The organism is Phytoactinopolyspora endophytica (assembly GCF_004138495.1).
Lineage (GTDB): Bacteria > Actinomycetota > Actinomycetes > Jiangellales > Jiangellaceae > Phytoactinopolyspora > Phytoactinopolyspora endophytica.
Window position 1 is genome coordinate 225,959 of sequence record NZ_ML142855.1, and the last position, 289, is coordinate 226,247.

General features: G+C 71.3%; 1 protein-coding gene. It reads left to right on the forward strand.

Annotated features, from left to right (window positions below; genetic code table 11):
- On the forward strand, positions 1–289 hold a 289-nt coding region (locus ELR45_RS15880; protein WP_165367828.1), incomplete at both ends, for an FtsK/SpoIIIE domain-containing protein.

Below are 289 nucleotides of genomic sequence, written 5' to 3' on the forward strand. Positions count from 1 at the left end.
CCGACGTCGGCGGCCCATCCGGTGCGGCGGAACGCGCGACGTGGGAACAGCGACCGGTCGACGGCCAGGTACTCGTCGGATTGGTGGACCGTCCTGCCGAGCAGGAGCAGGTGCCGCTGTACGCGGAGTTCGCCAAGTCCGGGCACCTCTTGGTCTATGGAACGTCCGGTGCCGGGAAGACAGAACTGTTGCGCACCGTCGCCGCGTCGGCCACGGGCGCGGCCGGAGACCACCCGCCGCTGGTGTACGGGATCGACTGCGGTGGCGGCTCGCTCGGCGTGCTGGAGGC